This is a genomic window from Amycolatopsis sp. 3B14 (genome assembly GCF_050958625.1).
Lineage (GTDB): Bacteria > Actinomycetota > Actinomycetes > Mycobacteriales > Pseudonocardiaceae > Amycolatopsis_E > Amycolatopsis_E thermoflava.
Genome location: NZ_JBHZEN010000048.1, coordinates 134,875 through 157,638 on the forward strand (window position 1 = coordinate 134,875; position 22,764 = coordinate 157,638).

The 22,764-nt window shown below is 71.5% G+C and carries 25 protein-coding genes; 17 read left to right on the forward strand and 8 right to left on the reverse strand.

Features of this window, described 5'->3' with window-relative positions; genetic code table 11:
* Nucleotides 1-896: 896 nt before the first annotated feature.
* On the reverse strand, nucleotides 897-3,131 hold the full coding sequence (locus tag ACCP09_RS26370) for a helicase-associated domain-containing protein (RefSeq protein WP_433751194.1): 2,235 nt from the start codon (nucleotides 3,129-3,131) through the stop codon (nucleotides 897-899).
* 87 nt (nucleotides 3,132-3,218) lie between these two features.
* Between ACCP09_RS26370 and ACCP09_RS26375 the strand changes: the two genes are divergently transcribed.
* From ACCP09_RS26375 to ACCP09_RS26400, 6 genes are all read left to right on the forward strand, one after another.
* Entirely contained in the window at nucleotides 3,219-3,407 is a 189-nt protein-coding gene (locus ACCP09_RS26375; RefSeq protein WP_017985268.1) for a hypothetical protein, read from the forward strand.
* Nucleotides 3,408-3,426: 19 nt separating this feature from the next.
* The gene (locus ACCP09_RS26380) at nucleotides 3,427-4,821 is read left to right on the forward strand and encodes an NAD-dependent malic enzyme (RefSeq protein ID WP_027933819.1); all 1,395 of its coding nucleotides are present in this window, start codon (nucleotides 3,427-3,429) and stop codon (nucleotides 4,819-4,821) included.
* Nucleotides 4,821-5,246 (forward strand): helix-turn-helix domain-containing protein, encoded by a 426-nt coding sequence (locus ACCP09_RS26385; RefSeq protein ID WP_433751198.1) that lies wholly within the window; start codon nucleotides 4,821-4,823, stop codon nucleotides 5,244-5,246. Before ACCP09_RS26380 ends, ACCP09_RS26385 begins: the two co-directional genes overlap by 1 nt.
* 10 nt (nucleotides 5,247-5,256) lie before the next feature.
* A complete protein-coding gene (locus tag ACCP09_RS26390) occupies nucleotides 5,257-5,673 on the forward strand; it encodes a VOC family protein (RefSeq protein ID WP_123684727.1) in 417 nt (138 codons plus the stop codon).
* Nucleotides 5,674-6,575: 902 nt separating this feature from the next.
* The gene (moaC, locus tag ACCP09_RS26395; protein WP_026153558.1) at nucleotides 6,576-7,046 is read left to right on the forward strand and encodes a cyclic pyranopterin monophosphate synthase MoaC; all 471 of its coding nucleotides are present in this window, start codon (nucleotides 6,576-6,578) and stop codon (nucleotides 7,044-7,046) included.
* Nucleotides 7,043-8,011, forward strand: a complete 969-nt coding sequence (locus tag ACCP09_RS26400; RefSeq protein WP_433751203.1) for a molybdenum cofactor biosynthesis protein MoaE — start codon at nucleotides 7,043-7,045, stop codon at nucleotides 8,009-8,011. Before moaC ends, ACCP09_RS26400 begins: the two co-directional genes overlap by 4 nt.
* A 90-nt stretch (nucleotides 8,012-8,101) precedes the next feature.
* On the opposite strand, the gene ACCP09_RS26405 is transcribed toward ACCP09_RS26400, so the two are convergent.
* The 3 genes from ACCP09_RS26405 to moaA all read right to left on the reverse strand — a co-directional run bounded on the left by ACCP09_RS26405 (nucleotide 8,102) and on the right by moaA (nucleotide 10,517).
* On the reverse strand, nucleotides 8,102-8,749 hold the full coding sequence (locus tag ACCP09_RS26405; protein ID WP_020416931.1) for a transglycosylase family protein: 648 nt from the start codon (nucleotides 8,747-8,749) through the stop codon (nucleotides 8,102-8,104).
* A gap of 445 nt (nucleotides 8,750-9,194) precedes the next feature.
* Nucleotides 9,195-9,446, reverse strand: coding sequence for a MoaD/ThiS family protein (locus tag ACCP09_RS26410; RefSeq protein ID WP_017985261.1), 252 nt, complete (start codon nucleotides 9,444-9,446; stop codon nucleotides 9,195-9,197).
* Between the two features lie 9 nt (nucleotides 9,447-9,455).
* Nucleotides 9,456-10,517 carry a GTP 3',8-cyclase MoaA gene (gene moaA / locus ACCP09_RS26415; RefSeq protein WP_037322873.1) on the reverse strand — a complete coding sequence of 354 codons (1,062 nt, stop codon included), beginning with the start codon at nucleotides 10,515-10,517 and terminating at the stop codon, nucleotides 9,456-9,458.
* A gap of 102 nt (nucleotides 10,518-10,619) precedes the next feature.
* Between moaA and ACCP09_RS26420 the strand changes: the two genes are divergently transcribed.
* The 8 genes from ACCP09_RS26420 to ACCP09_RS26455 are packed head-to-tail and all read left to right on the forward strand — an operon-like array spanning nucleotide 10,620 to nucleotide 16,092.
* Nucleotides 10,620-11,096, forward strand: coding sequence for a MarR family transcriptional regulator (locus tag ACCP09_RS26420; RefSeq protein ID WP_037322875.1), 477 nt, complete (start codon nucleotides 10,620-10,622; stop codon nucleotides 11,094-11,096).
* Between the two features lie 33 nt (nucleotides 11,097-11,129).
* A complete protein-coding gene (locus tag ACCP09_RS26425; RefSeq protein WP_027933825.1) occupies nucleotides 11,130-11,534 on the forward strand; it encodes a TOBE domain-containing protein in 405 nt (134 codons plus the stop codon).
* Entirely contained in the window at nucleotides 11,531-12,283 is a 753-nt protein-coding gene (gene modA / locus ACCP09_RS26430; RefSeq protein ID WP_433751210.1) for a molybdate ABC transporter substrate-binding protein, read from the forward strand. The genes ACCP09_RS26425 and modA overlap by 4 nt, the downstream gene beginning before the upstream one ends.
* A gap of 10 nt (nucleotides 12,284-12,293) precedes the next feature.
* Complete coding sequence (locus tag ACCP09_RS26435) at nucleotides 12,294-13,070, forward strand: ABC transporter permease (protein WP_027933827.1); 777 nt, start codon at nucleotides 12,294-12,296, stop codon at nucleotides 13,068-13,070.
* The gene (locus ACCP09_RS26440; protein ID WP_027933828.1) at nucleotides 13,067-14,143 is read left to right on the forward strand and encodes a sulfate/molybdate ABC transporter ATP-binding protein; all 1,077 of its coding nucleotides are present in this window, start codon (nucleotides 13,067-13,069) and stop codon (nucleotides 14,141-14,143) included. The genes ACCP09_RS26435 and ACCP09_RS26440 overlap by 4 nt, the downstream gene beginning before the upstream one ends.
* Entirely contained in the window at nucleotides 14,140-14,940 is an 801-nt protein-coding gene (locus tag ACCP09_RS26445; protein ID WP_026153557.1) for an HAD-IIA family hydrolase, read from the forward strand. Before ACCP09_RS26440 ends, ACCP09_RS26445 begins: the two co-directional genes overlap by 4 nt.
* Before the next feature lie 27 nt (nucleotides 14,941-14,967).
* Nucleotides 14,968-15,774: a metallophosphoesterase family protein gene (locus ACCP09_RS26450; RefSeq protein WP_027933829.1), complete on the forward strand. Its 807-nt coding sequence runs from the start codon at nucleotides 14,968-14,970 to the stop codon at nucleotides 15,772-15,774.
* A 3-nt stretch (nucleotides 15,775-15,777) separates the two neighbouring features.
* A complete protein-coding gene (locus tag ACCP09_RS26455) occupies nucleotides 15,778-16,092 on the forward strand; it encodes a hypothetical protein (protein WP_027933830.1) in 315 nt (104 codons plus the stop codon).
* Here ACCP09_RS26455 and ACCP09_RS26460 read toward each other — a convergent pair.
* Complete coding sequence (locus ACCP09_RS26460; RefSeq protein ID WP_433751217.1) at nucleotides 16,089-16,730, reverse strand: TetR/AcrR family transcriptional regulator C-terminal domain-containing protein; 642 nt, start codon at nucleotides 16,728-16,730, stop codon at nucleotides 16,089-16,091. The two genes, ACCP09_RS26455 and ACCP09_RS26460, sit on opposite strands and share 4 nt — an antisense overlap.
* 38 nt (nucleotides 16,731-16,768) lie before the next feature.
* On the opposite strand from ACCP09_RS26460, the gene ACCP09_RS26465 reads away from it, so the two are divergent.
* Entirely contained in the window at nucleotides 16,769-18,211 is a 1,443-nt protein-coding gene (locus ACCP09_RS26465; protein ID WP_433751220.1) for an FAD-dependent monooxygenase, read from the forward strand.
* Here the strand turns inward: ACCP09_RS26465 and ACCP09_RS26470 are convergent.
* Nucleotides 18,149-19,351: an MFS transporter gene (locus ACCP09_RS26470; RefSeq protein WP_433751223.1), complete on the reverse strand. Its 1,203-nt coding sequence runs from the start codon at nucleotides 19,349-19,351 to the stop codon at nucleotides 18,149-18,151. The two genes, ACCP09_RS26465 and ACCP09_RS26470, sit on opposite strands and share 63 nt — an antisense overlap.
* 68 nt (nucleotides 19,352-19,419) lie before the next feature.
* Here ACCP09_RS26470 and ACCP09_RS26475 point away from each other — a divergent pair, with 68 nt between their 5' ends.
* Nucleotides 19,420-19,839 (forward strand): MarR family winged helix-turn-helix transcriptional regulator, encoded by a 420-nt coding sequence (locus ACCP09_RS26475; RefSeq protein ID WP_027933833.1) that lies wholly within the window; start codon nucleotides 19,420-19,422, stop codon nucleotides 19,837-19,839.
* Here ACCP09_RS26475 and ACCP09_RS26480 read toward each other — a convergent pair.
* Both ACCP09_RS26480 and ACCP09_RS26485 read right to left on the reverse strand, forming a co-directional pair.
* The gene (locus ACCP09_RS26480) at nucleotides 19,827-20,228 is read right to left on the reverse strand and encodes a YccF domain-containing protein (protein ID WP_027933834.1); all 402 of its coding nucleotides are present in this window, start codon (nucleotides 20,226-20,228) and stop codon (nucleotides 19,827-19,829) included. The genes ACCP09_RS26475 and ACCP09_RS26480 overlap by 13 nt on opposite strands.
* The gene (locus ACCP09_RS26485) at nucleotides 20,228-20,989 is read right to left on the reverse strand and encodes a PhzF family phenazine biosynthesis protein (RefSeq protein WP_433751227.1); all 762 of its coding nucleotides are present in this window, start codon (nucleotides 20,987-20,989) and stop codon (nucleotides 20,228-20,230) included. The genes ACCP09_RS26480 and ACCP09_RS26485 overlap by 1 nt, the downstream gene beginning before the upstream one ends.
* A gap of 85 nt (nucleotides 20,990-21,074) precedes the next feature.
* Here ACCP09_RS26485 and ACCP09_RS26490 point away from each other — a divergent pair, with 85 nt between their 5' ends.
* The gene (locus tag ACCP09_RS26490) at nucleotides 21,075-22,685 is read left to right on the forward strand and encodes an AMP-binding protein (RefSeq protein ID WP_027933836.1); all 1,611 of its coding nucleotides are present in this window, start codon (nucleotides 21,075-21,077) and stop codon (nucleotides 22,683-22,685) included.
* Nucleotides 22,686-22,764 lie beyond the last annotated feature (79 nt).

Sequence of the window (22,764 nt, forward strand, 5' to 3'; positions counted from 1 at the left end):
CCTGTCGCATGATCATGATTGGGCATCTCGTACCGGTACGAGATGCCCTTCGTGCGCGCTGCAGGGGCAGAACGGGAGGCCCGCCGTTGGGCAGAACGGGAGGCCCGCCGTTGGGCAGATCGTGATGCCGCGAGTGGGCATTTCATAACCCCCGCGGCTGGGCAGTCGGTGCGGCGACCGTTGGTCAGTTCGCGCCGCTGCTGCGAGTGGCCCCCTCGCGAACCGATGACTGGGCACTTCGCGGAGCTGCGGCTGGGCACTTCGTGGAGCCACGGCTGGCCAGTTCGTGGAGCCACGATTGTGCACCTCGTAGAGCCGCGGCTGCGCACTTCGTGGACCTACGACTGGGCAGTTCGCGGAGGTGCGGCTGGGCAGTTCGTGGAGCGACGATTGGGCAGTTCGTGGAGCTGTGGCGGGGCACGTAGTGGAGGCACCACTGAGCACCTCGTGGAGCTATGACTGGACAGTTCGTGGAGCCACGATTTGGGCGCCTCGCGGAGCGACGATCGGGCACTTCGTGAAGCCGCGGCTGGGCACCTCGTGGAGCTGCGGGCGTGCAGCTGACAGAGCAACGACTGGGCACCTCGTCAAGCGGCGACTGGACACCTCGTGCCCGTACGACCGCAAACCGCCCAACGGCCGCCGGCCAAGCCACTCAAGCCAGCCAAAACGCCGACTCAACCCAGCCAACCACTCGACCCAGCCAACTCACTCAAGCCAGCCAACCCACGCACCTCAGCCAAAACGCCGACTCAAACCAGCCAGCCACTCGACCCAGCGAACTCACTCAAGCCAGCCAACTCACTCAAGCCAGCCAACCCGTGCAACCCAGGCCAACCCGCTCAACCCAGCCAAAACCGGCCCCCGGCCCAGCCGAACCCCAAACCCCAACAGGATCAGTCGTCCACCAGCGCGGCCGAAGTGATGCGGTGCAGGGGGTACCGCTCATCATCGCGGCCGATCAGCACCCCGCCGCCCACGTGGGTCGGCGTCACGATCCGCTGGCTGGCCGTTCCGTGGGCGTCCACGAAGCCGATCCAGACCTCCCGCTGCTCGCGGTGCGCCCGCGCCAGCAGGGCCATCGTCGCCGAGGTGTCGGAGCCTCCGCCGCCGCCCGGGAGGCGCACCGCCGCGCCCTTGCGGCTCGCCGCGGCTCGGTCGCCCGCCCGGATGTGCGCGACCACCGACGCGGCCTGCTCGCCGGTCAACCCGGTCGGCTCGGGCACCACCCGCCGCGCCGTGCGGGGGCGCGCCGGGATCCTCCTACCGGACGGGCGCAGGTCCACCACCCGCCCGTCCGGTCCCTCGGCCGCCGGCGCGAAACCAGCCGCCCGCAGCCCGTCCAGCACCTCGGCCAGCGGGTACGGGCTGACCAGCACCGTCGGCGCGATCCGGCGCAGCTCGTACTCGCCCGACACGGAGTTGCCCATCACCTCCGCGAGCAGCACCTCGTCGTCACACCGCAGGAACGACCCGGCCGCCCCGCCGCGCAGCCTGCCGTGCCGCCGCGCCACGTCGTCGATCAAGTACGTCAGCGACTGCGGCACCTCGGTGGCCGACCGCTTCCGGAACAGCTCGTGCAGCTCGTCGGCGGTCCGACCGGTGTCCAGCGCCCGCCGCACCGACGCCTCCGTGATCCGGTAGACCGTCGCGTGCCCGGCGGACTCCACATCGGCCACCGCGGCGATCTCCGTCGCCAGGTCCATCTCCAGCGGCCCCGGCGCGACCACCGTCAGATCGGCCTGCACCAGCACGTACCCGATCGGCTTCGGCATCGCGTCGTACACCGCGTTCAGCGCGCCCGCGCGATCACCGGCCAGCAGCGCGCCGCCCGCCGTCGTCAGCGCTCCGAGCGCGATCACGCCCAGCGCGGACGCCTCGGCGAACGTCCACCGCACCGTCTCGTCCCGCAGCCGCCCGCCACGCCGCGGCGCCCGCCACGCGAGCAGCTCGACCAGGTCGTCCGCGCCGTGCACACCCGCGCCACGCGGCAGCTCGGCCAGCGTGCCCAGCACCCGCCGCCGCACCGACGGCGCCAGCGGCCGCCGCAACTCGTCGGACAGCGGCACGATCGGCTTGTCCTTGGCGTCGCGCTGACCGGCCAGCGCAGGCAGCCGCGGCAGGTCCAGCCACGCCTCGGCGAGGATGACCCACCGCTGCGCCGGCTCGGACGCCAGCCACGAGTCCGCCAGTGTCGTCGGCACCCACTCCGGGCTGGTGCTCTGGCTGTCCGCGACCAGCCCGGCCGCCGCCGCCAGCTCGGCGAGCAGCGTGGCGCGGGTGTCGTCGGTGTCCAGTTCGCGCGCCAGCTTCCGCAGCTCCCGCACCCCGAGACCGCCGGACTTCAGCACCGGCGGCGGCTGCTCCGACCACTGCGTCAGCAGCGATTCGGTCTGCCGCAGGAACTCCATCGCCTCACCGGCGGCCGCCTCGTCCACTGTGGACTGCTGGTGCGGCATCGTCGGCAGCTCCGGCTCGCGCAGCGCCTTCGGCGAGCAGATCCGGCCGCCGCGCAGGGCGATCGCCACCTCGCGGGGCAGTTCGACCGTCTCGTCGTCGCGCCGCAGCAGCAGCCCGCGGGCGAGCAGCTTCTGCACCGGCTTCGCCTCCGCGGCCAGCGACGGTTCGGCCGCCGCGTCCCGGGTACGCCCGATGGGCGGGCCGGCGGCGAGGGCGCCGAGCAGCCCGCGTTCGTCGTCACCGACCTCGGCGAGCGCGGACTCGACGTCCAGCCCGGGTGCGGACGCGCCGAGCCCGGCCGGGAACGGCCCGGCCAGCTCGCGCGCGGCGGGGACGACGCGGACCGCGTCGTCGTCGCCCCAGGCCAGCACCCGTGACCGCAGCCGGTCGACGGCCGGCCGGACGTCTGCGCCGACCAGCTCGGTGATCGCGGCCAGCGGGACGGCTTCGGTGTCCGCGTCGGCGACCAGCAGCGCATCGAGCACGGAGAGGGTGAACGTGTCCAGGTCCTCCATCGCTCTGGCGACCGATCCGGCCGTGCCGGCGCGGGTGGCCAGCACTGTGCTGTCGGACGGTGGCGGGGTCGCCAGGTCGCGCCTGGCCTGCAGGAGCGCGCCCAGCTCGTCGTCGGACGCGGACCGCAGCCAGTCCGCAAGGGAGGTCGCGGGCATCACATCGAGGATACCCGCCCTGACCATCGTGTTCGGGCGGCTGTGAGGCAAACTGGGGACCGTAGGTGCCGAGTACTGGAGGATGAAGTGGCGAAGGGCGACAAGGACAAGAAGAGCGGTCGTATCGACCCCACCTGGCCGCATCTGCCGGACGGCGAGCACCCGGTCACCGAGCTCTCGGCGGACCGCCAGGGCGCGCTGTCGCCGTTCGGGAACGTGACGTTCCCCCTCGAGACCGTGCCGTACGTGCACCCCGAGACCGAGATCAACAAGTAGACAGCAGGGGGTTACTGCCGTGCCGGTTCCCGGCCCCGGGTATTCGATCACCGTTCGTGTCGAGGCGCCGCCGTCGGCGAGCGCCGCGGGCGACCTCACCTCGGCGGTGGGCCGGGTCGGCGGCGTGCTGACCGCGTTCGACGTGGTCGAGTCCCACTCCGACGCGATCGTCGTGGACATCACGGCGAACGTCTCCAACGCCGACCACGTCGAGGTCGTCACCGAGGCCCTCGACGCGCTGCCCGGCGTGCGCGTGCGCAAGGTCTCCGACCGCACCTTCCTCATGCACCTCGGCGGCAAGCTGTCGGTGTCGCCGAAGGTCCAGCTCCGCAACCGTGACGACCTCTCCCGCGCGTACACGCCGGGGGTGGCGCGGGTGTGCCAGGCGATCGCGGCCAACCCGGCCGACGCGCGCCGCCTGACGATCAAGCGCAACACGGTCGCGGTCGTCACCGACGGTTCGGCCGTCCTCGGGCTCGGCAACATCGGCCCGGCCGCGGCCCTGCCGGTGATGGAGGGCAAGGCGGCGCTGTTCAAGAAGTTCGCCGACGTCGACGCGTGGCCGGTGTGCCTGGACACCCAGGACACCGAGGAGATCATCAAGATCGTCAAGGCGCTCGCGCCGGTGTACGCGGGCATCAACCTCGAGGACATCGCCGCGCCGCGCTGCTTCGAGATCGAGAAGCGGCTGCGTGAGCAGCTCGACATCCCGGTGTTCCACGACGACCAGCACGGCACCGCGATCGTCGTGGTCGCCGCCCTGCGCAACGCGCTGCGGGTGGTCGGCAAGGAGATCGAGGACTGCAAGATCGTGGTGAGCGGCGCGGGCGCGGCCGGCTCGGCGATCATGCGGCTGCTCATGCACAAGAAGCCGGGCGACATCATCGCCGCCGACATCAACGGCATCGTCCACCTCGGCCGGTCCGATTTGGACGAGAACCTGCGGTGGCTCGCGGAGAACACGAACAAGGACAACGTGTCCGGCACGTTGCACGACGCGCTCGTCGGCGCCGACGTGTTCATCGGTGTGTCCGCGCCGAACCTGTTCGGGGCCGAGCAGGTCGCGACGATGGCGCCGAACGCGGTGGTGTTCGCGCTGGCCAACCCGGACCCGGAGATCGACCCGCTCGAGGCGCAGAAGCACGCGGCGGTCGTGGCCACCGGGCGCAGCGACTACCCGAACCAGATCAACAACGTGCTCGCGTTCCCCGGCGTGTTCCGCGGTCTGCTGGACGCGCAGGCGCACGAGATCACCGACGAGATGCTGCTCGCGGCCGCGAACGCGATCGCCGACGTGGTGGACGACCGGCTCAACGCCTCCTACATCGTGCCGAGCGTGTTCGACTCGGCGGTGGCCCCGGCCGTCGCGGAGGCGGTCAAGGCGGCGGCCCGGAAGTCCGGCGCCACGAGCTGATGAGCCGCGCCGTCGAGGAGTCGAACCGGCGGATGCTGCGGGCCCGCGACGCGATGGACCGCGCTTACGCGCAGCCCCTCGACGTCGCGGCCCTGGCCCGGATGGTGCACGTCTCGGAGGCGCACTTCATCCGCACCTTCCGGGCCACCTTCGGGGAGACGCCGCACCGGTACCTGCAGCGGCGGCGGGTCGAGCGGTCGATGTTCATGCTGCGGGAGAGCGATCGCAGCATCACCGACATCTGCCTCGCCGTGGGGTTCACGAGCCTGGGCACGTTCAGCCGGACGTTCCGCGACATCGTGGGGCAGTCGCCGTCGGAGTACCGGGCCGCCGGCGCCGGGGCGGTGGCGGCGCCCACGTGTTTCGCGATGGCTTGGACGCGGCCGAGCAGTTTCGGAGAAGCCAGGCGCGGGCCCGCTGATTAGCGTTGCGGTCATGTTCAACGCGATCACTCTCTCCCAGATCTTCGTGACCGACCAGGACGAGGCGCTCGACTTCTACGTGGGGAAGCTCGGGCTCGAGGTGAAGGTCGACCAGGACCTCGGCTTCATGCGGTGGCTGACGGTGTGCGTGCCCGGCGAGCCCGGGCGCGAGATCCTCCTGGAGAAGCCCGGCCCGCCCGCTATGGACGAGGGGACCGCCGAGCAGGTGCGCGAGCTGCTCGCGAAGGGCGCGACGGGCGGCTGGATCGGCCTGACGACGGACGACTGCCGCAAAACGTACGAGGAACTGCTGGCGAAGGGCGTGGAGTTCACGCAGGAGCCGATGGAACGCCCGTACGGCATCGACTGCGGCCTGCGGGACCCCTTCGGCAACGCGATCCGCATCAACCAGCCCACGCAGCCGGCCTGACGGCCGCCGGGCGGGCCGGGATGCAGCCCGGCCTGGCGGGGCCGCCGGGGCGGGGCGGGTTGTGTGGCCGGCCTGGCGGGGCCGCCGGGGCGGGTCGGGATGCAGCCGGCCTGGCGGGGCCGTCCGGGCGGGTCGGGACGCAGCCGGCCTGACGGCTCTGTCGGCGGGCAGGCCGGGTTGTGTGGCAGGCCGGTGGGCCGGCTGCCTGGCCTGGCCCTGCCGCTGCCTGGCGTGGTCTTGCTCCGCCGCCGCCCGGCACGGCCCCGCCGCCACCCGGCCAGGCCGGGTGGCGGCGGGCCGAGATGGTGTGGCCGGGTGGCGGCGGGCCGAGATGGTGTGGCCGGGTGGCGGCAGGCCGAGATGGTGTGGCCGGGTGGCGGCGAGTCGAGATGGCGTGGCCGAGATGCGCCAGCTCGGCTTCGCCGAGTGGGGTGGCGGTGCGGGCGTATTGGTGCGGCGCGGGCGAGGTAGCGCGGCGGGTGCATTTGCGGCCACGTCGGGTGGTGCGGCGCTGGGTGGCGGTGCGGGCGGATCGGGTGGTGCGGCGCAGGCCGGTGGCGCGGCGGGTGGATTTCGGCCACGTCGAGTGGGGTGCGGCGCTGGGTGGCGGTGCGGGCGCATCGGGTGGTGCGGCGCGGCTGGCGAGCCGGTAGAAGGCCTGTCCGTGCGGGTGGCGCACCGCGGGATCGGGGGGGGGCGTGGCCTGCGGCGGGTCTGTCCGGTCTGGCCCGGTGACGGCGGGCGGCCTGGGGTCGGCCCCTGGCCCGGTCGGGCGCCGACGCGGATCGGGGGGCGCTGCTGAAGGTGGGACGCCCGGTCGGTCCTGCGGAGTGGAGGCGGGCCGCGGTGGCTCGTGTGCCCCTTCACCGGGTGGGCGGTGCTCGGCGATTAGCCTTGTCTTCGTGAGTGAACTGAGCCACGTCGACGAGAAGGGCGCTGCCCGGATGGTCGACGTCTCCGGCAAGCAGGCCACCGCTCGGACGGCCGTCGCCACGGGGGTCGTGCACACCACGGCCGAGGTGGTCGATCTGCTGTCGCGGGACGGGCTGCCCAAGGGCGACGCCCTCGCGACCGCGCGCATCGCCGGGATCATGGGTGCCAAGAAGGTGCCGGACCTGATCCCGCTCTGCCACCAGATCGCCCTGTCCGGCGTCAAGGTCGAGTTCGACCTCGGGCCCGCCGAAGTGCGCATCACGGCGACCGTCAAGACCACCGATCGCACCGGGGTCGAGATGGAGGCGCTGACCGCCGTCGCCGTCGCGGGGCTCACCGTGCACGACATGATCAAGGCCGTCGACCCCGCAGCCACCTTGGACGGGGTCCGTTTGGAGCGCAAGCTCGGCGGCAAGTCCGGCGTGTGGGAGCGGCCATGAGCAACGACAAGCGCACCGCGCGGGTGATCGTCGCGTCGAACCGGGCCTCGGCGGGTGTCTATGCCGACCACACCGGCCCGGTGATCGCCGCCTGGCTGGCCGAGCGCGGGTTCGACGTGCCGGAACCACGGGTGGTGCCCGACGGCGACCCGGTCGCCCAGGCACTGCGCGAGGCGCTCGACGACGACGTGCACGTGGTCATCACGACCGGCGGCACCGGGATCTCGCCCACCGACCGCACCCCGGACGTCACCGCGCCGCTGCTGGACCACCAGCTGCCGGGCCTCGCGGAGGCGATCCGGTCCGCCGGGCTGCCGAAGGTGCCGACCGCGGTGCTGTCCCGCGGCGTGGCCGGTGTCGCCGGCCGGACCCTCGTCGTGAACCTGCCCGGGTCACGCGGCGGGGTGAAGGACGGGCTCGGCGTGCTCGACGGGGTGCTCACGCACGCCGTCGACCAGCTCGCGGGCGGCGACCACCCGCGCCCGGCCACCGAAACACCCGCTACGAAGACCCCGGAAACGCAGACGGTCACCCAGGCGACCGCGCACATCGCGCGGGCCGAGGTGACCGATCAACCGTTGTCCGTCGAGGAGCACGCGGCCCTCGTGGACGACCAGTCCGCCGGAGCGGTGGTGACCTTCGGTGGCGTCGTCCGCGACCACGACGGCGGCAAGGGCGTGAAGTCCCTGTTCTACGAGGGGCACCCGAGCGCGGGCGACGTGCTGGCCCGCGTGGTCGCTCAGGTCGCCGGCCGCCGCAGCGGAGTGCGGACGATCGCCGTCAGCCACCGGATCGGGGCACTGGAGATCGGGGACGTGGCGCTCGCCTGCGCCGTGTCCGCCGACCACCGGGCCGAGGCCTTCGCCACCTGCGCCGAACTGGTCGACGAGGTGAAGGCCCAGTTGCCGGTGTGGAAGCACCAGCACTTCACCGATGGCACGGACGAGTGGGTCAACTCGCCCTGACGCCGGCGGCACGGGCGTAACCCGAACCGCCAGGGCGCCGGCGCCCCACCACCCGGGGGATTGCGGTGGGGCTGCCGGACACCCCCAGTGTCACTTCGTGGCGATCTTCTGCCCGACCAGGATCAGGTTCGGGTTCGAGATGTACTGCGAGTTCAGCTCCTGGAGCTTCTGGTAGCCGCCCTCGACGTTGAACTTCTTGGCGATCCCGGACAGCGTGTCGCCGGCCACCACGGTGTAGTCACCGTTCGGGTTGGAGGTCGGAACGCTCACGGCCGGAGCCGGGGTGCTCTTCTTCGGCGTGCTCTTCGGAGCGGTGGACTTCTTCGGCGTGGTGGCCTTCTTCTGGGTCGAGCCCTGGGTGTTCTTGCCCTTGTAGCTCGCCGAAGAACCGGCCTTCTTGCCGCAGACCGGCCAGGCGCCGATGCCCTGGCCCTGCAGGACGCGCTCGGCGACAGCGATCTGCTCCTCGCGGGAAGCGTTCGCCGCGCTGCCGGTGCCGCCGTAGGCCTTCCAGGTGCTGGCGGAGAACTGCAGACCACCGTAGTAGCCGTTGCCGGTGTTGGTGCTCCAGTTGCCACCGCTCTCGCACTGCGCGATGGCGTCCCAGTTGACGCTGGCGGCCTGCGCGGGGGTCGCGGCGATCGCCAGCGGGGTGCCGACCGCGAGGCCCGCGACAGCGACGCGAGCGATGTTGCGAGCGGCGGGGGACATCTTGCGGTGCTTGCCTCGGTAGGACATTCCATCAACTCGGCTTTCGCACCGACGGGCCGAAGCTGCGAGGCGAACCCTCACGGGTCCTGCTCCACCCGGCGGGGTCCGGGCGAGCCAATCGGGCCTTCGCGAAAACCGCTCGGGTCCGACCCTCTCCGTCCCTGTCCGGAAAACCTTCTTTCGCTCGGGGTTTGGTCCGGGATTCCGCCGGACAGGGTTTGGCGCTCGGAATCCCGGTGTTGCCGTGGCCGGTCGGGGCCAGCCGAAAAGCGACGGTACGTAACGGCGAGCGTGATCGGAAATTATTCGAGGTGTGTCCTACATCACAGTAACATCGCGCAACCTATGCCGATCTCATCGTTTCGCCTGGTCAGCGCGCCGTTACCTGGCCGTTTCCAAGTCGAGATATTTCACCGATCGTGAGGTCTGGATCACGTCGTTCTGGCACGGTTGGGCCAATCGTGAACCCCGTTCAACCGCCCGCGAAGGGCGGCAGGACGTCCAGTTCGGCCCCCTCCGGGAGGGGTCGCGAACGGTCGCGGACGGCCACCCCGTCGACGAGGAAGCTGGCCGCCTGGAGGATCCGCGGGAGGGTCTCCGGATGAAGATCACGGAGAGCGACGACGGCCTCGGCGACCGAGGCGCCGGCAGGAAGCTGGAGTACCTCTTCTTCCACGCCCGCGGCCGCGCGCGCGGACGCGAAATAGCGCACCAGGACGCTCACGGTCAAGATCTATCCCCCGATCGCGCTCATCGGCCGGATCGGCTGGGCGAAGCCGGCGTCGTTGATCTCGTGGCCGGCGAGCTTGCCCCACATGGTCGTGCGCCAGGCCTGGGCGATCGCCTCGTCGTCCGCCCCGCCGCGCAGCAGTGCACGCAGATCCGTCTCGTCGTTGCTGAACAGGCACGACCGCACGGCCCCGTCGGCCGTCAGGCGGGTGCGTTCGCAAGCCGCGCAGAACGGGCGCGTGACCGACGCGATGATCCCGACGTCGCCGGGGCCGCCGTCGACGAGCCAGCGCTCCGCCGGCGCCCCGCCGCGCGCCTCCGGGCTCGGGGAGAGCGTGAACTCCTTGCTGAGCAAGGAAAAGATCTCCTCCGCGGTGACCATGTCGGCGCGGTTCCAGCCGTGCTGGGCGTCCAGCGGCATCTGCTCGATGAACCGCAGGTGGTAGCCGTGGTCGAGGCAGAACCGCAGCAACGGCGCCGCCTCGTGCTCGTTGATCCCGCGCAGCAGCACCGCGTTCACCTTCACCGGGTCCAGCCCCGCGTCGCGGGCGGCGGCGAGGCCGTCCAGCACGTGGCTCAGCCGGTCGCGCCGGGTGATCCGCACGAACGTCTCGGGATCGACGGTGTCGAGCGAGATGTTGATCCGGTCCAGGCCCGCCTCGGCGAACGCGCGGGCGCGCTTGGCGAGCCCGATCCCGTTGGTGGTCATGGAAAGCCGGGGCCGCGGGCGCAGCGCGGTGATCTCCGCGACCAGGTGCTCGAGCCCTGGCCGCAGCAGCGGTTCGCCGCCGGTGAGCCGGATGTCGGTGATGCCGAGACGCTCGACCGCTATCCGCAGCAGGCGCAGCAGCTCGCTGTCGGTGAGCACGTCGTCACCGGGCAGCCATGGCAGGCCCTCGGCCGGCATGCAGTACGTGCAGCGGAGGTTGCAGCGGTCGGTCAGCGACACGCGCAGATCCGTCGCGACGCGGCCGAACGTGTCGACGAGGGCGGGGTTGTCAGGGCGGGGCTGCGTGGTTCCGCGTGTGCCCGGCACGCGGGGGAGCCCGAGATCTACCGCACTCATTGACACCAGCCTAACCCGCCGACCGGACCGTGGATCCTCACTAGAATGTCTCGGTAGCAGAGTGTTTCAACTGCGAAGACCACTTGGGAAGGGACGCGCCGGATGCCGGAGGAAAAAAGGTACCCGGTGCCCGGCGACGTGCTCGCCCGCTTCGCCGAGATCGGCCGGGAATCGAGCACCCTCGCCGTCCTCCGGCACGCCCAGATCGCCGAGAAGCTGGGGTTGTCCGCCACCGACCACAAGGCCCTCGACCTGGCCGCGCGTGCCGAGGGGCCGCTGACCGCGGGGGAGATCGCCAAGCTCACCGGCCTGTCCACCGGCGCCGTGACCGGTGTGATCGACCGCTTGGAGCGCGCGGGTTTCGTGCGCCGCGTGCGGGACGTCCGGGACCGCCGCAAGGTCCTGGTCGAGGTGCTGCCGCTGGACGAGGAGAAGATCGCGCCGCTGTTCGAGTCGGCGCTCGTGATCACCGAGAAGGTGCTGGAGAAGTTCAGCCCGGCCGAACGCGACGCGATCGAGCGGTACCAGAACGAACTGCTCGACCTGTTGCGTGCGGACGTTCTCGGGGACAACCCGTAGCTTTTCCGCAATTGCGGAAGTAATCTCGCCTCCATGCCGCAATTCCGGTTGTCCGAAGCCGCCGAACTGCTCGGCGTCAGCGACGACACCGTCCGGCGCTGGGTGCGGGGCGGGCAGCTGACCGCCACCACCGACGGCGCCGGCCGCAAGGTCGTCGACGGCGCGGAGCTCGCCGCCTTCGCGCGTGAGCAGGCCGCCCGCCCCAACGACCCGTCCGGCGTCGGGCGCTCCGCCCGCAACCGGTTCGTCGGCCTGGTCACCGACGTGGTCGTGGACAAGGTGATGGCGCAGGTCGAGCTGCAGTGCGGGCCGTTCCGCGTGGTGTCGCTGATGAGCGCCGAGGCGGTGCGGGAGCTGGATCTGAAGCCCGGATCGCTGGCCGTTGCGGTGGTGAAGGCGACCACTGTGGTCGTCGAGACTCCGGGAGGACAGAGTTGAGGAAGCTGGGCGCCCTCGTGGCCGCGGCCGCGCTGATGATCAGCGGCTGCGGGTCGTCGTCGGGCGGGAGCGGGAGCGAGACGCTGACGGTGTTCGCCGCCGCCTCGCTCACCGAGTCGTTCACCGCGCTGAAGACGTCTTTCGAATCGGCGCACCCGGGCACCGAGGTCAAGTTCAACTTCGCCGGCTCGTCCGCGCTGGTGCAGCAGCTGTCGAACGGCGCGCGGGCGGACGTGTTCGCCTCGGCCGACCAGGCCAACATGGACAAGGCCGTGCAGGCCGGGGTGGTCGACGGCGCGCCGTCGGTGTTCGCGACGAACCGGCTGACCATCGCCGTCGCGCCGGGCAACCCGAAGGGCATCACGGGATTCGCCGACCTCGCGCGGGGCGGGCTGACCGTCATCGTCTGCGCCCCGCAGGTGCCGTGCGGCTCCGCGGCGGAGAAGGTCGAGCGGGGCACCGGGGTCACGCTGCGGCCGGCCAGTGAGGAGCAGGACGTCAAGCAGGTCCTGAACAAGGTGCAGACCGGGGACGCGGACGCCGGCCTGGTCTACGTCACCGACGCCGCGAGCGCCGCGGGCAAGGTCGGCCAGGTCGACTTCCCGGAGTCGGCGCAGGCGGTCAACTCCTACCCGATCGCCGTCGTCAAGGACGCTCCGCAGGCCGGTCTCGCGAAGCAGTGGGTCGAGTTCGTGCTGGGCGAGCAGGGCAGGGCCGAGCTGCAGAAGGCCGGTTTTGGCGCTCCGTAGGACCCGGCGGGTGCCGTGGGTTCTGTGGGTGCCCGCGACGCTCGCCCTCGCGCTCGTCGTGCTGCCGGTGGTCGGCCTGCTCGTGCGGACCGATCTCCGGCGCGTCCCGGAGCTGATCGTCAGCGACGCCGCCCTCACCGCGCTGCGGTTGTCGCTGGAGACCGCGGCCGTGTCGACGCTCGCGTGCATCGCGCTCGGCGTGCCGCTGGCGGTCGTGCTCGCCCGGTCGACCGTCCGCGGGATCCGGGTGCTGCGCGCGGTCGTGCTGTTGCCGCTGGTCCTGCCGCCGGTCGTCGGCGGGCTCGCGCTGCTGTACCTGCTCGGCCGCAAGGGGTTCCTCGGCTACCTGCTGGGCGTCACGGCCGGGGTGCAGGTCCCGTTCACCACCGCGGCGGTGATCATCGCCCAGACCTTCGTCGCGATGCCGTTCCTCGTGGTGAGCCTGGAGGGCGCGCTGCGCAGCGGCGGCGACCGCTACGAGCAGATCGCCTCGACGCTGGGCGCGCGCCCGTGGACGGTGTTCCGGCGGGTCACGCTGCCGTTGCTGCTGCCCGCGCTCGGCTCGGGGGCGGTGCTCAGCTTCGCCCGCGCGCTCGGCGAGTTCGGCGCGACCATCACGTTCGCGGGTAGTTACGAAGGCGTGACGAGGACGCTGCCGCTGGAGGTCTACGTGCAGGCCGAGGCCGATGTGGACAGTGCGGTCGCGCTGGCGCTGCTGCTGATCGTCGTCGCGGTCGTGGTCATCGCGGTCGCCCGGCCGCGCGCGCTGGAGGGGACCGCCCGGTGAGCCTGCACGCCGAGATCGAGCTGACTCGCGGCACCTTCGCGTTGTCCGCGGAGTTCGACGTGCCCGCCGGGAGCGTGCTGGCGATCCTGGGCCCGAACGGCTCCGGCAAGTCGAGCATCCTGGGGTGCCTCGCCGGGCTGTTCCGGCCGGACCGGGCGGTGATCACCCTCGGCGGGCGGGAGTTGCACGACCTGCCCGCACACGACCGGGCCGTCGGCCTGCTGTCGCAGGACGCGCTGCTCTTCCCGCACCTGTCCGTTGTGGACAACGTGGCGTTCTCGCCGCGGTCCAAGGGGGCGGGGCGCGCCGAGTCGCGGGAGATCGCCCGGCGCTGGCTGGCCGAGGTGGACGCCGCCGAGTTCGCCGAGCGCAAGCCCACGCAGCTCTCCGGTGGTCAGGCGCAGCGCGTCGCGGTCGCCAGGGCGCTCGCCGGGAACCCGGACCTGCTGCTGCTCGACGAGCCGCTCGCGGCGCTCGACGTGGACGCCGCCCCGGCCATCCGCGGCCTGCTGCGGCGGGTGCTGGCCGCCGATCCGCACCGCGCGACGGTGCTGGTCACCCACGATCCGCTGGACGCGCTGGCGCTGGCCGACCACGTCGTGGTGCTGGCCGCGGGCCGGGTCGTCGAACGCGGCCCCACCCGGGAAGTGCTGGCCGCGCCCCGAACGGCGTTCACGGCGCGGATCGCCGGGCTCAACCTGGTGCCGGGCACCGCGGTCGCCGAGGGACTGCGGACCGCGGACGGCGGCCTGGTCGCCGGGATCCTGTCGCCGGACGCGGTCACCGGCGAACCGGCGGTCGCGGTGTTCGAGCCGAGCGCGGTGTCGGTGTACCCGGCGGAGGACGGGCATCCGGGCAGCCCGCGCAACACGATCGGGGCCGTCGTCGGCGCCCTCGAACCACACGGACCGGTGATCCGGGTCCGGGCCGCCGGTGAGGGCTGGGCGGCCGGCCTGTCCGCCGACCTCACCCCGGCCGCGGTCGCCGACCTGCGCCTGGAGCCGGGTGCGCCGGTGCGGCTCGCGATCAAGGCCACCGCGGTCACGGTTCACCCGGCTAGTCTTCAGGCATGAGCCGTTGGACGTATCTGACCGACATGGACGGCGTGCTGGTGCACGAGGAGCACCTGGTGCCCGGCGCCGACGAGTTCCTCGCCGAACTGCGGGCCAACGACACCCCGTTCCTGGTGCTGACCAACAACTCCATCTACACCCCGCGGGACCTGCGGGCCCGGCTGCTGCGCACCGGGCTGGACGTGCCGGAGGAGCGCATCTGGACCTCCGCGCTGGCGACCGCGAAGTTCCTGCACAGCCAGCGGCCGGGCGGGTCGGCGTTCGTCATCGGCGAGGCCGGGCTGACCACGGCGCTGCACGAGGCCGGGTACGTGCTCACCGACCGCGACCCGGACTACGTGGTGCTGGGCGAGACGCGCACGTACAGCTTCACCGCGATCACCCGCGCCATCCGGCTCATCGAGGCCGGTGCGAAGTTCATCGCCACCAACCCGGACGCCACCGGGCCGAGCCTGGAGGGCAGCCTGCCTGCCACCGGTTCGATAGCGGCCCTCATCGAGCGGGCCACCGGGCGGCAGCCGTACTTCGTGGGTAAGCCGAACCCGCTGATGATGCGGTCGGCATTGCGGAGCCTCGGCGCGCACTCCGAGGGCACGATCATGATCGGCGACCGGATGGACACCGACGTGCACTCGGGCATCGAGGCCGGGTTGCAGACGATCCTGGTGCTCACCGGCATCTCCACCAAGGAGTCGGCCGAGCGGTACCCGTACCGGCCGACGCTGGTGCTCGACTCGATCGCGGACCTGGTCGGCCGCACGCAGGACCCGTTCGGGGACGGGGCGGTGCTCACCTGACCTGCGGCAACCGCCTATCGTCGAGGGATGAGTGACCACCAGCGCACCTACGTCGTCGGCGACGTGCACGGGCACCGGGAACCGCTGGTGGCAGCGCTGCGGCGGGCGGGGCTGGTCGACGAGTCCGGCGACTGGTCCGGCGGGGACGCGCACCTGTGGTTCCTCGGCGACTTCGTCGACCGGGGCCCGGACGGGATCGGCGTGATCGACCTGGTGATGCGGCTGCACCGGCAGGCCGCCGAGGCAGGCGGGTCGACGAGGACGTTGCTGGGCAACCACGAGATCCTGCTGCTGGGCATGCACCGCTTCGGCGACACCGAGGTGCCGTCCGACTTCGGGCCGCGCAGCTTCGCCCGCAGCTGGGAGATCAACGGCGGGCAGCTGTCCGATCAGGACGCGCTGACCGACGAGCACGTCGAGTGGCTGACCAGCCGTCCGCTGATCGCGCACGCGGCGGGCCACCTGCTGATGCACTCGGACACCGTCGAATACCTCGACTGGGGCGACGACGCGGAGGACATCAACACCACCGTGCGCGAGATCCTGGTCGGCGACGATCTGGTGGAGTGGTGGGACGTGTGGCGCCGCATGACGACGCGCTACGCCTTCCGCGGCCCGCACGGCCCGGACATCGCCGACTACCTGCTGGAGCAGCTCGGCGGCGAGCGGGTCGTGCACGGGCACAGCGTGATCGCCGACCAGCTCGGCATCCACCCCAGCCAGATCGAGGCGCCGTACCTGTACGCCGGTGGCAAGGTGCTGGGCATCGACGGCGGGCTGTTCGTCGGCGGGCCCTGCCTGGTGGTGCCGCTGCCGTGGAAGCCCGAGGACTGAGCGGTGGGGGTGGAGCTGGAACTCCACGCCGGCCGTCCCGTACGCGACGGCTCGTCGCTGGTGCGCGGGTCCTACGAGCACGGTGAGGCGCTGGCCCGGGTGCTGGACGGCGTCCGGACGGGCAGGCTCGCGCTGGTCGACCCGTACGGCGACACGATGTTCAACGAGCAGGAAGCGGAGGCGGCGCTGCCGCAGGTTGCCGCGCTGCTGCGGGACTGCGCGGACGACTCGGCCCGAGCCGCGCTGACCGATCTCGCCGGGATGCTCGAAGCGTGCGCGGCCACGCCCGGCGGCTACCTGTGGTTCATGGGCGACTAGCGCAGGTACGTGGTGCGCAGGCCGGTCAGGATGACGCGCAGTCCGGCTTCGAAGGCGGCGTCGGTGTCCTGAGCGAAGAGGCGGCCGACGACGCTCGCGGTGAGCGGGAATTGTTCGCGGTCGATGGATCGCTCCAGGCGGCCCGGTTCGTACGGGTTGTCTTCACCGTAGGCGGTGCCCGTGCGTGCTTGTTCCTCGATCGTGAAGCCGATCGTGTAGTGCAGCAGCGCGGGGTAGCCCTCCGCCGCGTCCGCCACCGAGAAACCCGCGTCCCGCAGTGTGCGCAGCGTGAGTTCGACCGTGCGGAACAGCCCGGGGTGCGTGGTGTTCGTGCCGGCCAGGACGCGCGCGCCGTCGCGGTAGCGCAGCATCGTGCGCCGCAGGCGGCGGGCGCCGTCGGCCAGCCAGTCCTCCCAGGACACCCCGGCGCCCGGCGCTTCGAGCCCGCCGGTGGCTTCGATGTACATCGCGGTGGCCATCGCATCCAGTAGTTCCTGCTTGTTCTTCACGTGCCAGTACAGGGTCGGCGCGCGCACGCCGAGTTCCGTCGCGACCACCCGCATCGTGAGCCCGTCGAGGCCGACGTCGGTGAGCAGTCGCAGTGCCGTCCGCGCGATGACCTCGGGATTGATCGCCATGGCTTGACACTCTAACAGAGTTAGGGAACTCTCTAATCATGTTAGAGAACGTGGTGATCGCCGGCGGCGGGCCGACCGGTTTGATGCTCGCCTGTGAACTGCGGCTGGCCGGGGTAGAGGTGACCGTGCTGGACCGCCTGCCCGGCCGCAGCGGTGAATCGCGCGCGGGCGGGTTGCACGCGCGCACTCTCGAGGTGCTGGACCAGCGAGGCGTCGTCGACCGGTTCCTCGCGGCGGGCCGTCCGATGCAGGTGGGCCACTTTTCGGGGCTGTGGCTGGACTTCCACCGCCTGCCGACCCGGTACCCGTTCCTGCTGAACCTGTTGCAGGCCGACGTCGAGCGGCTGCTGGAGCAGTGGGCCGCCGAGCTGGGCGTGCGGGTGCGGTGGTCGTCCGCGGTGAGCGGGTTCCGGCAGGACGCGACCGGCGTCGAGGTGGCGCTGGCGGACGGTTCCACCATCGAGGCGGCCTACCTGGTCGGCTGCGACGGCGGGCGCAGCGCCGTCCGCAAGCTCGCCGGCATCGGCTTCCCCGGCACGCCCGCGACCCTGACCGCGCTGCTCGGCGACGTCGAGCTGGCCGACCCGCCCGGCGAGCCGGTGTTCATGCGCCGCACCGAGCGCGGTGACTTCTCGGTGCTGGGCTTCCAGCCGGGCTGGTTCCGGGTCATGACCACCCGCTACGACCATGTGGCAGGCCGGGACGAACCGGTCACGTTCGAGCAGCTGCGCGAGTCGCTGATCGAGATCGCGGGCACCGACTTCGGCATGCACAGCCCCCGCTGGATCTCCCGCTACGGCGACGCCGCACGGCAGGCCGAGCAGTACCGGCGCGGCCGCGTGCTGCTCGCCGGCGACGCGGCGCACATCCACTTCCCGGCGGGCGGGCAGGGCCTGAACACGGGTGTGCAGGACGCGGTCAACCTCGGCTGGAAGCTCGCCGCGGTCGTCCGCGGACACGCGCCTGAGGCCCTGCTCGACACCTACCACGCGGAGCGGCACCCGGTCGGCGAACGGGTCCTGGACAACACCCGTGCGCAGACCGCGTTGAGCCGGCCGGGCGCACACGTCGACGCCCTGAGGGAGGTGTTCGCCCGCCAGATCGCGGTCGAGGAGGTGAACTCCGCGCTCGCGGGCATGATCACCGCGCTCGACGTCCGCTACCCGCTCGGCGACGCGGATCCCTTGCTGGGAAAGCGAATCCCGGACCTCGACCTCGTCACCGAACACGGCGCGACCCGGCTGTTCACGCTGCTGCACGCGGGCCGGGCGGTGCTGCTGGACCTCGCAGGCGACCCGGAACTGGCGGCCGCCGCGCGGGATTGGGGCGACCGGCTCGACGTCGTCGTGGCCAAGGGCCCGTCCGACTTCCCGCCGGCCGTCCTCGTGCGCCCCGACGGTCACGTGGCGTGGGTGGCCTCACTGGGGGTCGACGGACTTCGGGCCGCGTGCGCCAAGTGGCTGGGGCCGGTCGCCGGCTGAGTCGCGGCGCAGCATCGCCAGCGCAATGCCCAGACCCGCCAGCGTGACCGCGGCCGCGGCCGGGTAGAGGGCTCCCGCGCCGGCGCCGGTCAGCAGCTGCCCGCCCAGCCACCCGCCGAAGGCCGCGGCGAGCTGGAAGCCGGACGCGTTGACCGCGATGGCCAGGGTGGGCGCGGCTCCCGCGGCGGTGAGCACGCGCGTCTGCATGCCGGGGATGATCGCGAAGGCCAGTGCGCCGAGCACGAACGTCAGGATCGCCGCCGCCACGCGGTTGTCGCCGGCGATCCAGAACAGCAGCAACGTGACAGCGAGCGCGGCCAGCATCCAGGCGAGCGACGGCATCAGCGCGCGGTCAGCCAGCCGCCCGCCGAGCAGGTTCCCGAGCACCGCTCCCGCGCCATACACCAGCAGCAGTACCGGCACGGCGTCCGCGGCGAAGCCGCCGAATTCGGTGAGCAGCGTCGCGATGTAGGTGAAAACCGTGACGGCGCCGAGGTTCCCCACCGCGGTCAGGAGGATGCCGAGCTGCACCTCGCGGTCGGCGAGGACCCGCAGTTCCCCGGCAGCCGACGCGCCTGCCGCCGGGAACGCCGGGACGGAACGCAGCACCAGCAGCAGCGCGAGGAGCGTGATCGCCGCGACCGCGACGAAGGTGGACCGCCAGCCGAAGTGGTGCCCCACGAACGTGCCCAGCGGTGTGCCGAGGACGATCCCGAGGTTCATGCCCAGCGCGACCTTCGCGATCATGCTCGGCTGCCGGCCCGGCGGGGCCATCGCCGCCGTGGTCGCGATCGCGACCGCGAAGAACGTGGCGACGACCAGGCCCGCGACGAACCTCGCCAGCAGCAGGACGGCGTACCCCGGCGCGAGGGCGGATCCCAGGTTCCCCAGCACGGACACCACGACGAGCCCGGTGATCAGCGGTTTCCGGCCGACCCGCGCGGTGAGCGCGGTGAGGACGGGGCCGCCCACGATCATGCCCGCGGCGTAGGCGCTGACGAGCAGGCCGGCCGACGGGACGGACACGGACAGGCCGGCTGCGACGTCCGGCACGAGTCCGGCGATCACGAACTCGCCGGTCGTGAGCCCGAAGACGACGAGCATCAGCGAGAAGACGGGCAACGGCACGACAACCCCCATTGGTTCGAACTGTAATAATGCTAGTCAGAACTATCACAGTTCGGAACACCGCCGCTAGACTCGGGATCATGGTGGACGCCGGAATCGACCGGGACGTGTGCAAACTCGTGCACGAGTTCGCGCGACGGCTGGACGTGCACGTGCGGCGGGTCGGCGAGGAGGTCGGCCTGACCCCGACGCAGGTCGTCGCCCTGCGCGAGTTGTCGGAGCCGATCACGGCACGTGAGCTGGCGAGCCGGATGGCGTGCGAGGCCTCGAACGCGACGTTCGTCATCGACCGGCTCGAGGAGCAGGGCCTGGTTCAGCGCAGGCCGCACCCGACCGACCGGCGGGCCAAGGAGATCGTGCTGACGGCCGCCGGGCGCGACGCGCGGGCCGGCGTGCTCGACCGCCTCGACCGCGCCTCGCCGCTGGTCTCACTCGGGCGGGAGCAGCAGGAGAAGCTGGTCGAGTTGCTGCGCGAGCTCGTCGGGCCTCAGGGGCGGTAGTACGCCTCGGTGCCGCGGTCGACCGGCACGATCGCCTTGCCAAGGGGCATCAGCGAAACCGGGATCAGCTTGAAGTTCGCCAGCCCGAGCGGGATCCCGATGATCGTGACGCACAGGGCGATCCCGGTGAGGACGTGTCCGATCGCGAGCCAGATGCCCGCGAAGATGATCCAGATGACGTTGCCGATCAGCGACCCGACGCCTGCGTCGCGGCGGTCGACGATCGTGCGGCCGAACGGCCACAGCGCGTAGTTCGCGATGCGGAACGACGCGATGCCGAACGGGATCGTGATGATCAGGACGCAGCAGATGATCCCCGCCACCACGTACGCGAGAGCCATCCAGAAGCCGGCCAACACCAGCCAGATCAGGTTCAGGATGATGCGCATCAGGCGTGCAGCTCCCCACTGACTACGGTGACGGCCTGTCCGGACAGCGTCACCCGATCACGGTTCACCAGGACCCGGACGATCCCGCCGCGTTCCGACGCCTGCTCGCCGACGAGCTTGACCCGCCCCAGTTTCTCCGCCCAGAACGGCGCCAGCAGGCAGTGCGCCGAACCGGTCACCGGGTCCTCCGGCACGCCGACGGCGGGCCCGAAGACGCGGCTGACGAAGTCGACGTCGTCCCGGTCGCCGGGCGCGGTGACGATCACGCAGCGCGCGTCCCACCCGGCGATGACGTCGAGGTCCGGCTTCAGCTCGCGGACCTGGGCGGTGTCGGTGGCCTCGACCAGGATGTCCCACTTGCCGCGGGCGACGCCCGCGATCGTCACGCCCGGTAGCGCGTCGAGGACGTCGTCGTCCGCGGCGCGCGGCGGGTCGTTCGGGAAGTCCATGCTGACCCACCCGTCGGCGGCGCGGGTGCGCAGCTCGCCGCTGCGGGTGGTGAACACCTGCTCGCCGCCGAGGACGTGCCCGGCGGCGAGGGTGGCGTGCCCGCACAGGTCCACCTCGACCGTCGGTGTGAACCAGCGCAGCGGCTTGGGGCCGTCGGCGGTGACCTCGACGAACGCCGTCTCCGAGTGCCGCAGCTCAGCGGCCACCGACTGCATCCACGCCGGGTCGGCAGGCTCGTCGAGCAGCACCACCCCGGCGGGGTTGCCCGCGAACGGGGCGCCGGTGAACGAGTCGACGATGGAGAGCCGCATGCCACCCACTCTAGGGGGTGTCCGGGACGAGCCGGGATTTCTAAACTCGGTCACAGTCAGTGTCGACAGCGTCCGAGGAGGCGTCATGCCAGCCGTGCCGAGTTATGCGTCGGGTATCTCCGAGGTGCCCTTGCTGGGTGACACGATCGGTGACAACTTCGACCGGACCGTGGCCGCGTTCGGTGACCGGGACGCGCTGGTGGAGTTCGCGTCGGGCCGCCGGTGGACCTACCGCGAGCTGGCCGCCGAGGTCGACGCGCTGGCCGCCGGGCTGACCGGGCGCGGCATCGGCAAGGGCGACCGGGTGGGGATCTGGTCGCCGAACTGTGCCGAGTGGACGTTCCTGCAGTACGCGACGGCGAAGATCGGCGTGGTGCTGGTCAACATCAACCCCGCCTACCGGTCGCACGAGCTGGAGTTCGTGCTGAACCAGGCCGGGGTGAAGATGCTGGTGGCGGCGCGGTCGTTCAAGACGTCCGACTACGCGGCGATGATCGAGGAGGTCCGGCCGCGCTGCGCCGCGCTGGAGCAGGTGGTGCTGCTGGGCTCGGACGAGTGGTCGGAGTTGATGGAGTCCGGGCGGGGCAAGGCGTTGCCGGAGGTCGGCCTGTCCGCCGACGACCCGATCAACATCCAGTACACCTCGGGCACGACGGGCTTCCCGAAGGGCGCGACCCTGTCGCACCACAACATCCTCAACAACGGCTTCTTCGTCGGCGAGCTGTGCCACTACACGGAAGCGGACCGGGTGTGCATCCCGGTGCCGTTCTATCACTGCTTCGGAATGGTGATGGGCAACCTCGCGGCCACCACGCACGGCGCGTGCATGGTGATCCCGGCGCCGTCGTTCGAGCCGAAGGCCACCCTGCAGGCGGTGGAGGCGGAGCGGTGCACGTCCCTGTACGGGGTGCCCACGATGTTCATCGCGGAGCTGGCCGAGCCCGGCTTCGAGGACTACGACCTGAGCAGCCTGCGAACCGGCATCATGGCGGGCTCGCCCTGCCCGGTCGAGGTGATGAAGCAGGTCATCGAGCGGATGGGCATGGCCGAGGTGTCCATTTGTTATGGCATGACGGAAACCTCGCCGGTGTCGACGCAGACCCGGTCGGACGACTCGATCGAGCGGCGGGTGTCGACGGTGGGACGGGTCGGGCCGCACCTGGAGGTCAAGATCGTCGACCCGGAGACCGGGCTGACGGTGCCGCGCGGCGAGCCGGGTGAGCTGTGCACCCGGGGCTACTCGGTGATGCTCGGATACTGGGACCAGCCGGACAAGACGGCCGAGGTGATCGACAAGGCGAGGTGGATGCACACCGGCGACCTCGGCGTGATGGACGACGAGGGCTACATCCAGATCACCGGGCGGATCAAGGACATGGTCATCCGCGGCGGCGAGAACATCTACCCCCGGGAGATCGAGGAATTCCTCTACACGCACCCGGATGTGCTGGACGCGCAGGTGATCGGCGTCCCCGACCAGCGGTATGGCGAAGAGCTGATGGCGTGGATCCGGATGCGCGAAGGAGCCCAGCCACTGACGGCGGAGTCGCTGCGGGAGTTCTGCACGGGAAAGCTGGCGCACTACAAGATCCCGAAGTACGTGCACATCGTGGACGAATTCCCGATGACCGTGACCGGAAAGGTACGAAAGGTCGAGATGCGGGAAAAGGCACTGAAGATCCTCGACCTGGAATAGAGAGCCGCAAGGAAAACCGCCGCCCGGCAACGAAGGCGGCCCGACAAACCCACCCCGCAACCGCCACCCGGCAACGAAA

What these genes read in the sequence shown, in the direction of transcription:
- ACCP09_RS26370 (WP_433751194.1), bottom strand. Translation starts at nt 3,131, where the DNA reads ATGCCCGCGACCTCCCTTGCGGACTGGCTGCGGTCCGCGTCCGACGAC.
- ACCP09_RS26385 (WP_433751198.1), top strand. Translation starts at nt 4,821, where the DNA reads ATGAGCCGCGCCGTCGAGGAGTCGAACCGGCGGATGCTGCGGGCCCGC.
- ACCP09_RS26390 (WP_123684727.1), top strand. Translation starts at nt 5,257, where the DNA reads ATGTTCAACGCGATCACTCTCTCCCAGATCTTCGTGACCGACCAGGAC.
- ACCP09_RS26400 (WP_433751203.1), top strand. Translation starts at nt 7,043, where the DNA reads ATGAGCAACGACAAGCGCACCGCGCGGGTGATCGTCGCGTCGAACCGG.
- ACCP09_RS26405 (WP_020416931.1), bottom strand. Translation starts at nt 8,749, where the DNA reads ATGTCCTACCGAGGCAAGCACCGCAAGATGTCCCCCGCCGCTCGCAAC.
- moaA (WP_037322873.1), bottom strand. Translation starts at nt 10,517, where the DNA reads ATGAGTGCGGTAGATCTCGGGCTCCCCCGCGTGCCGGGCACACGCGGA.
- ACCP09_RS26420 (WP_037322875.1), top strand. Translation starts at nt 10,620, where the DNA reads ATGCCGGAGGAAAAAAGGTACCCGGTGCCCGGCGACGTGCTCGCCCGC.
- ACCP09_RS26425 (WP_027933825.1), top strand. Translation starts at nt 11,130, where the DNA reads ATGCCGCAATTCCGGTTGTCCGAAGCCGCCGAACTGCTCGGCGTCAGC.
- ACCP09_RS26445 (WP_026153557.1), top strand. Translation starts at nt 14,140, where the DNA reads ATGAGCCGTTGGACGTATCTGACCGACATGGACGGCGTGCTGGTGCAC.
- ACCP09_RS26450 (WP_027933829.1), top strand. Translation starts at nt 14,968, where the DNA reads ATGAGTGACCACCAGCGCACCTACGTCGTCGGCGACGTGCACGGGCAC.
- ACCP09_RS26460 (WP_433751217.1), bottom strand. Translation starts at nt 16,730, where the DNA reads ATGGCGATCAATCCCGAGGTCATCGCGCGGACGGCACTGCGACTGCTC.
- ACCP09_RS26465 (WP_433751220.1), top strand. Translation starts at nt 16,769, where the DNA reads ATGTTAGAGAACGTGGTGATCGCCGGCGGCGGGCCGACCGGTTTGATG.
- ACCP09_RS26470 (WP_433751223.1), bottom strand. Translation starts at nt 19,351, where the DNA reads ATGGGGGTTGTCGTGCCGTTGCCCGTCTTCTCGCTGATGCTCGTCGTC.
- ACCP09_RS26475 (WP_027933833.1), top strand. Translation starts at nt 19,420, where the DNA reads ATGGTGGACGCCGGAATCGACCGGGACGTGTGCAAACTCGTGCACGAG.
- ACCP09_RS26480 (WP_027933834.1), bottom strand. Translation starts at nt 20,228, where the DNA reads ATGCGCATCATCCTGAACCTGATCTGGCTGGTGTTGGCCGGCTTCTGG.
- ACCP09_RS26485 (WP_433751227.1), bottom strand. Translation starts at nt 20,989, where the DNA reads ATGCGGCTCTCCATCGTCGACTCGTTCACCGGCGCCCCGTTCGCGGGC.
- ACCP09_RS26490 (WP_027933836.1), top strand. Translation starts at nt 21,075, where the DNA reads ATGCCAGCCGTGCCGAGTTATGCGTCGGGTATCTCCGAGGTGCCCTTG.